This is a genomic window from Natronospirillum sp., from assembly GCF_022565775.1.
Taxonomy (GTDB): Bacteria; Pseudomonadota; Gammaproteobacteria; order Pseudomonadales; family Natronospirillaceae; genus Natronospirillum.
Window position 1 is genome coordinate 1 of the sequence record NZ_JAIUMC010000131.1, and the last position, 6,403, is coordinate 6,403.

9 protein-coding genes are annotated in these 6,403 nt (G+C 59.8%); 4 read left to right on the plus strand and 5 right to left on the minus strand.

Going from position 1 to position 6,403, the window contains the following annotated elements; translation table 11 throughout:
• A partial coding sequence (locus tag LAT62_RS15490) for a cbb3-type cytochrome c oxidase subunit I (protein ID WP_293386000.1) occupies nt 1-629 on the minus strand: 629 nt, incomplete at its 3' end.
• A gap of 55 nt (nt 630-684) precedes the next feature.
• Nucleotides 685-1,413 carry a cytochrome c oxidase subunit II gene (gene coxB / locus LAT62_RS15495; RefSeq protein WP_293385984.1) on the minus strand — a complete coding sequence of 243 codons (729 nt, stop codon included), beginning with the start codon at nt 1,411-1,413 and terminating at the stop codon, nt 685-687.
• A 41-nt stretch (nt 1,414-1,454) separates the two neighbouring features.
• On the opposite strand from coxB, the gene LAT62_RS15500 reads away from it, so the two are divergent.
• Nucleotides 1,455-1,985 (plus strand): DUF2231 domain-containing protein, encoded by a 531-nt coding sequence (locus LAT62_RS15500; protein WP_293385986.1) that lies wholly within the window; start codon nt 1,455-1,457, stop codon nt 1,983-1,985.
• A 17-nt stretch (nt 1,986-2,002) separates the two neighbouring features.
• Here LAT62_RS15500 and LAT62_RS15505 read toward each other — a convergent pair whose 3' ends face one another.
• Nucleotides 2,003-2,434, minus strand: a complete 432-nt coding sequence (locus LAT62_RS15505; RefSeq protein WP_293385988.1) for a CopD family protein — start codon at nt 2,432-2,434, stop codon at nt 2,003-2,005.
• A gap of 217 nt (nt 2,435-2,651) precedes the next feature.
• Here LAT62_RS15505 and LAT62_RS15510 point away from each other — a divergent pair, with 217 nt between their 5' ends.
• Nucleotides 2,652-2,936 carry an acylphosphatase gene (locus LAT62_RS15510; RefSeq protein WP_293385990.1) on the plus strand — a complete coding sequence of 95 codons (285 nt, stop codon included), beginning with the start codon at nt 2,652-2,654 and terminating at the stop codon, nt 2,934-2,936.
• A gap of 1 nt (nt 2,937) precedes the next feature.
• Here the strand turns inward: LAT62_RS15510 and LAT62_RS15515 are convergent, their stop codons facing one another.
• Nucleotides 2,938-3,540 carry a BLUF domain-containing protein gene (locus LAT62_RS15515; protein WP_293385992.1) on the minus strand — a complete coding sequence of 201 codons (603 nt, stop codon included), beginning with the start codon at nt 3,538-3,540 and terminating at the stop codon, nt 2,938-2,940.
• Nucleotides 3,541-3,690: 150 nt separating this feature from the next.
• Between LAT62_RS15515 and LAT62_RS15520 the strand changes: the two genes are divergently transcribed.
• Nucleotides 3,691-3,930, plus strand: coding sequence for a CDGSH iron-sulfur domain-containing protein (locus LAT62_RS15520; protein WP_293385994.1), 240 nt, complete (start codon nt 3,691-3,693; stop codon nt 3,928-3,930).
• A gap of 5 nt (nt 3,931-3,935) precedes the next feature.
• On the opposite strand, the gene LAT62_RS15525 is transcribed toward LAT62_RS15520, so the two are convergent.
• Nucleotides 3,936-5,624, minus strand: coding sequence for an alpha-amylase family glycosyl hydrolase (locus LAT62_RS15525; protein WP_293385996.1), 1,689 nt, complete (start codon nt 5,622-5,624; stop codon nt 3,936-3,938).
• 91 nt (nt 5,625-5,715) lie between these two features.
• Here LAT62_RS15525 and LAT62_RS15530 point away from each other — a divergent pair, with 91 nt between their 5' ends.
• A complete protein-coding gene (locus tag LAT62_RS15530) occupies nt 5,716-6,291 on the plus strand; it encodes a DUF924 family protein (protein WP_293385998.1) in 576 nt (191 codons plus the stop codon).
• Nucleotides 6,292-6,403: the final 112 nt, after the last annotated feature.

Here is a 6,403-nt window from a genome sequence, read left to right on the forward strand (position 1 = left end):
ATCAGCGGCGGAAAGCCGAACACGATCATCAGCGCCATGGCCAGGATGTACCAGCAGAAGATGGGCATGCGGCGCAGCGTCATGCCGGGTGCCCGCGAGCGCAGAATCGACACTGTCAGCTCGATGCCGGCCGCCATGGCGGAGATTTCGACAAAGGTAATACCGAGCAGCCAGAAATCCGAGCCCGGACCGGGGGCAAATTCGGCACTGCTCAGTGGGGTGTACATGAACCAGCCGGAGTCCGGAGCCACACCCAGAAACAGGCTGGACAGGATGATGATGCCACCGAACAGGTAGCAGTAGTAGCCCAGCGAGGTGATGCGCGGAAAGACCAGGTCCCGCGCCCCGATCATTTTGGGGATCAGATAGATGGCCAGGCCTTCCAGTACCGGAATGGCAAACAGGAACATCATGATGGTGCCGTGCATGGTGAACACCTGGTTGTACACATCGGCACTCAGGATGTCCTGCTCCGGCAACGCCAGCTGGGTGCGGGCCAGCATCGCCAGCACGCCACCGATCAGGAAGAAGATCAGGCCGGTGATCATGAAGCGCAGGCCGAGCGTGGTGTGGTTCACCGCCGCCAGCGACCCCAGCCCGGGCCAGTTGGCCCAGACGCGGCTGAACATCTGATGCAGGCTGCGGGTCTGCTCGCTGGTTTCGTGGGGTTGCACTGGGGTCGTCTCAGTCATCCGCTTCTCCCTCGTCCTGCTGATCTGTCTGGTCATTCAGCCAGGCGGTGAAATCTTCGGCACTCAAGGCTTCCACGGTAAATTTCATGTGCGCATGACCGACGCCACAGAACTCCGCACAGACGCCGTGATAGGTGCCGGGCTCATCCGCCACCAGGCGCAGGGTATTGGTATGGCCGGGAATCATGTCGGTCTTGCCGGCCAGTCTCGGCACCCAGAAGGAATGGATGACATCCTCGGCGCGCAGAATGATGTCGACCGGGGTATCGGCGGGCATGACCAGCTCGTCTCGCAGCTCAATACCCTGCTCCGGATACTCGACGCGCCAGCCCCACTGATAGCCGGTGACCTCTATCTCCACCCGGTCTTCCGCGGGCAGCGGCAGCATGCTGTGACCCATGGGGATGCCGAAGGCGAGCAATACCACAATGCTGCCAATCGGCAGGGCCAGCCCGCCGCCCCAGATCCAGCGGTTCTGTTGGCGCTGGGCGTCGGCATCGTTGACCTCACCCGGGTCGCGGCGCATGGCAATGATCCACAGTGCAGTGACGGCGATCAGCACCAGGGTGGCAAACAGGAACATTCCCCACCACAAAAGCGCCGCCGAACGGGCTGCCGGGCCGGCCGGCTGCAGGGTCGACAAGGGGCCATCAAACCATCCGGAACAGCCGCTGAGCAGCAGCAGGATGCCAAGACAGCTCGAGACTGCTAACCTAGTCATGTCGTTATTTCCATTCGCTGAGCATAAGGGAGCCTTCGCCGATGGCCACGCATCCGCAACCCGGTGATCATGAACGGGCGCTCAAGCTTGTCACCAATCCGATCACCAGCCGCATGGCGATTCATGGCCACCCCCTGCATCCAATACTGATTCATTTTCCGGTCGCCGCCTTGCTCGGCCTGGTGGCCACTGATGTGGCCTGGTTGTGGACCGGTGACAGCTTCTGGGCCCGCGCCGGGCTCTGGCTGGCCGGCGTCGGTGCACTTGGCGGCTGGGTATCGGGTTTTGCGGGGCTGGTCGACTTGACCACAGTGCGCCGGGTGCGAAGACTGGTAACCGCCTGGTGTCACGCCATCATGGCGGTGATGCTGCTGTCGCTGGCGTCGCTGAACTGGTTGTTGCGGGTGGGTGACCCGGTCAGTGTGATCTGGCCCTGGGGTCTCTATCTGTCGCTGCTGACCGGAGGGCTGATCGCCATTACCGGTTTTCTGGGCGGCAAGATGGTCTATGAATTCGGGGTTGGGGTGGATACCCGGCAGGCCGTCGACAAACATCATCCCGGTGGCACCTGACAGCCCGGCTAACGACCTCATATCGGCAACTCCACGTCCGGTTTGGCCAGCACCAGCCAGAGAATGCCGGTCATCAGTACCAACTGGACCACCAGAGAGGCTCTACACCACGGAATCAACCGGGTGCGGTCTGTTTCCGAGCGCAATACCAGCAGCCCGGTCAGCGTATGGCACACCACCAGACCGGCGACCAGCGTCAGTTTCAGAATGAGCCAGGCATCGGCATTGCGGTCCAGCAGGAAGACAAGAGTGCCCGTAATGATGGCGGCCAGTGCTGCTGGGGTGGCGATATGGGTAAAAAGGAAGCGTGGCAGGCCGTCATTGCCCTGTGCCGCCTCGGCCAAGGTGTGTTGCTGTCGCACCTGGCCCATGATGATCAAAGGCAGATACAGCAGAGCCGCACACCAGAACAGCATCGCACCGATATGCAGCACCAGAAACCAGATCATTCGTGACTCCTTGTCGGCTGATTGGCCAAGGGTCGACCTTTCAGAGGTGAATGGGCCTCAAATATGGCGCATAGACGTGCTCAGTATAGGAGGCATGACTGTGTTTTCAATGCAATGGCAGGTTGTGACGACGATAGAGAGCCATCTTTGCGTCTGATTTGCGTCCGTGGCGACCGTTGGTTAGCCTGCTTTAACCAGGCTGATGAGGTAGGAGTAAATGGTGACGCAGCAATGGCATCTGCTCGTGTCTGGACGGGTCCAGGGGGTATTCTATCGCGGGTCCACGCAGCAGACTGCCCAGTCCCTGGGCCTGACGGGCTGGGTCCGCAACCTGAGTGACGGCCGGGTGGAAATTGTGGCGGAAGGCGAGCCGGAACAACTGCAAAAGCTGTACGACTGGTGCCATGCCGGGCCCATTGCGGCGAAGGTATCCGGTGTTGAGCGGCAGGTAACGCCCGCGAGCGGTCGGTTTCCCACTTTTGATGTCGTGCGAACCGGCTGAATCAGAACAGGGCCAATACCAGAGCCACCAGGGCCACGACCAGCGCCGCGAAAGCCAAGCCCCTGGCCAGTGGGTCGTTTGACGCATCCGTCTTCGGGATGGTCGGTGCCTTGCGTTTCGGTGTGTCACTGTCTGACGGGTTAGGCGGCTCATCGGGCAGATCCGCAGGCCCCTCGTCGTTGATGTCTTTCAGTGTCTTTAGCAGAGCGCGGAAGTGATTGGCATCAAACTGATAGGGGTCGAAGCGCTCGAAACCATGTGTTTTGAGCATGGTTTTGACAGCATCATTGATGGACGTGTATTTCATCGTCCAGTCTTCGAAATAGCGTTGCTTGGCAGACTGCTCGGACACCACACGAATGTCGGTATGACGCTCATCCTGGCGGATGGTTTCGAGCAAGGGCTTCACGATGTCGCGCTCGCCTTCCAGGCACTGAAAGAAGCACCCGTCGCCATAGAACAGGACGCCACCCACGCCACGCCGGGCATTGTTGGTGCGAGAGGCTTGCAGAATACGGCCCACATTGGGTTCAATGCCTTTGGTCGCCGGCAGCGGCTTGAAGGTTGCGCGGCTGATGTACAGCACACAAATCAGATCGCTCATCAGTGTTTCCAGGAAAGTATGTCGAGTCGGATTACGCGACAATGAAGCGGTCGGTTTGGTGGGCGCACCGAAAAGATGGGGCATTCTTTGCACTGTGCCGGCTTCATGACTAGCCTTTCCAGTGGACTTCAGAGAATAGCGGAGCGTCACATGAGTGAAGCCAAAGTTGCACAGAAAGGGCCATTCCCGGTCGACGTCGAAGCGGGCAAGCGTTACGCCTGGTGTGCCTGCGGCCAAAGCGCCACGCAGCCCTTTTGCGACGGGTCCCACAAGACCACCGATTTCAACCCGGTCATGTATCAGGCTGAAGAGACCAAGACGCTCTACTTCTGTGGCTGCAAGCAGACGGGTGGCCAGCCGCTGTGTGATGGCTCACACAGTAGCCTCTGAATAAATCAGTCGACCGGGGTCAGCCAGCAATAGGCATGGCCGGCCAGCGTGATCTGGCGCCCCGTCTCCTGTCCGGTCATCACATCACGCATCGGGGTGGGCAGCTCCAGATGCCGGGGTTGGTCGGACAGATTGTGGTACACCTCAAGGTGTGTCTGGCCGGCTTGGCGGGCGATGCCGTACAGGGCCGGGTCATGCAGATCCATGAAGCGACCCGGTCCGTGAAAGCAGGCCGCAAACTCGCGACGCGCCCGGATGATGGCCTGAATGCCCTCGAAAAGCTGATGTTCCACTGATTCGCTGTCGTTCAGGGCGCGCTCAACCCGCTGCCAGTCCATCGGCCCCCGGTTCAGAAAACGGGCATCGCGAAAACCGGTCTGCCGACTTGAGTCATCAAAGAACTGCTGATCATTGCCCATGCCCACTTCGTCGCCGTAGTAGAGGATGGGTGAGCCCTCGGTGGCGCACAGCATGGAATGCATGAGCAGCATCTTTTCGGGGTCTTGCTGCAGCAGATAGAAGAGGCGCCCGGCAATGCCTTCACCCTGGCGGAAGCTGCACTGGGGATCATGCAGGTAGAAGTGGTTCATGCGTTCGCGCACCTCTGGCGTCACAAACTCCAGCGTCAGTTCGTCGTGACAGCGCAGGAAGCTCATCCAACTGCAGGACTCCGGAATCATCGGCGTCACTTCCGGCGACAGTGCATCACGAATGTAACGGTAGTCGGCCTCTGCCAGGGCCATGAAGAATTGAGGCATCAACGGGAAGTGATAGGCCGTCTGACATTCGTCGGCGTCGCCGAAATAACTGACCACCTCGTGCGGCTCCATGTTGGCTTCCGCCATCAGCAGCGTTCCTGGCTGGCAGTAGTCGAGCGCCGCGCGTATCAGCTTGAGAATCGTATGGGTGGTGGGCAGGTCTTCGCAGTCGGTACCCTCTTCCTTCCAGATAAAGGGGATGGCGTCCATGCGCAGGCCGTCGACACCGCGCGCCTTCCAGAACAGCATGTTGTCGATCATGTCGATCAGCAGGTCCGGGTTGCGGTAATTGAGGTCCGGCTGGAACGCATAAAACCGGTGGAAGTAGTAGTCGCCGGTAGCCTCATTGTACTCCCAGTTGGAATCCACCATGCCCTTGAACAGCAGGCGGGCATCCAGATAGCGGTCCGGCTGGTCGCTCCAGATGTAATAGTGGCGATAAGGGGAATCGGGGTTCTGACGGGCTTCCTTGAACCAGGGGTGTTCATCCGAGGAGTGATTGACCGCCATGTCGAACAATATCCGGATGCCGCGGGCATGGGCCTGCTCGACAAAGCGTATAAAGGCCTCGTTGCCGCCAAGATCAGGCCGGATGGCACGGAAATCACTGATGTCAAAACCCTGGTCGCGCATCGGCGAGTCCAGAATGGGCAGCAGCCAGAGGGTATTCACGCCCAGTTGCTCGAGAAAATCCAGCTTGCCGGTCAGCCCGTCAAAATCACCCGCGTAGGCGTCGACATAAAGACAATAGATAACCGCGTCCCGATACCACTCCGGGTTCAGCTCACCCGGCATGCTGGGGGGGTGGTCGACCAGGTCCTGGCGTCGCTGGTCCAGCAGGTCCTGCAAGCGTTGCAAGGCTGTGTTCGCATCAGCGCCGTAAATACGTTGCCAAAGTTCTGAGAGGGTGCTTTGCTGTACCAGATGTTCGGTCATTGGGTATCCGTGATGCGGCTATGAAGAGTCGTAGACAGGATAGCTCTGACGGCCCGGACTGGCCAGTTACCCAGGGGGAGGAATCTGAGGCATGACAAACTCATCCAACCGGCAGGTGGTACACGCAGCGGCCGCCAAAGTCCTGCAGTTCTGGTTTGAGGAACTGAGCCAAAAGGACTGGTTCCGCAAAAGTGACACGCTGGACAATACCATTGCCCAGCGTTTCGGTGCAGTGCACCACGCGGTCGCAATGGGGGAAGGCGTCGACTGGCGAACGACTTCGGAAGGCCGTCTGGCCGAGATCATTGTGCTGGACCAGTTCTCGCGCAATATCTATCGCGACCAGCCCGCCGCCTTCGCCTGCGACGGCATGGCCCTGGTATTGGCACAGGAAGCCGTGGCCCGGGAAGACGACCAGCACCTGAGCGAGCCCATGCAGCGGGCTTTTCTGTATATGCCGTACATGCACAGTGAATCGGTGCTGGCGCATGAGCGTGCCATGCAGTTGTTCGATCAACCGGGGCTGGAACACAACCTGGAGTTCGAGGAAAAGCACAAGGTGATCATTGACCGCTTCGGACGCTACCCGCACCGCAATGCGATCCTGGGTCGCGAGTCGACACCAGAGGAGATCGAGTTTCTCAAGCAGCCCGGGTCCTCATTCTGAGCATTTGACCGCGCCCCTTGCGTTCAAGCGCCATCTGCATACAATAGGCGCCCTTGGCGGAGAGTAGCTCAGCTTGGTAGAGCACTACGTTCGGGACGTAGGGGTCGCAGGT

Excerpts from the sequence above, each read along its gene's own strand:
- coxB (WP_293385984.1), bottom strand. The coding sequence starts at position 1,413 with ATGACTAGGTTAGCAGTCTCGAGCTGTCTTGGCATCCTGCTGCTGCTC.
- LAT62_RS15500 (WP_293385986.1), top strand. The coding sequence starts at position 1,455 with ATGGCCACGCATCCGCAACCCGGTGATCATGAACGGGCGCTCAAGCTT.
- LAT62_RS15505 (WP_293385988.1), bottom strand. The coding sequence starts at position 2,434 with ATGATCTGGTTTCTGGTGCTGCATATCGGTGCGATGCTGTTCTGGTGT.
- LAT62_RS15510 (WP_293385990.1), top strand. The coding sequence starts at position 2,652 with ATGGTGACGCAGCAATGGCATCTGCTCGTGTCTGGACGGGTCCAGGGG.
- LAT62_RS15515 (WP_293385992.1), bottom strand. The coding sequence starts at position 3,540 with ATGAGCGATCTGATTTGTGTGCTGTACATCAGCCGCGCAACCTTCAAG.
- LAT62_RS15520 (WP_293385994.1), top strand. The coding sequence starts at position 3,691 with ATGAGTGAAGCCAAAGTTGCACAGAAAGGGCCATTCCCGGTCGACGTC.
- LAT62_RS15525 (WP_293385996.1), bottom strand. The coding sequence starts at position 5,624 with ATGACCGAACATCTGGTACAGCAAAGCACCCTCTCAGAACTTTGGCAA.
- LAT62_RS15530 (WP_293385998.1), top strand. The coding sequence starts at position 5,716 with ATGACAAACTCATCCAACCGGCAGGTGGTACACGCAGCGGCCGCCAAA.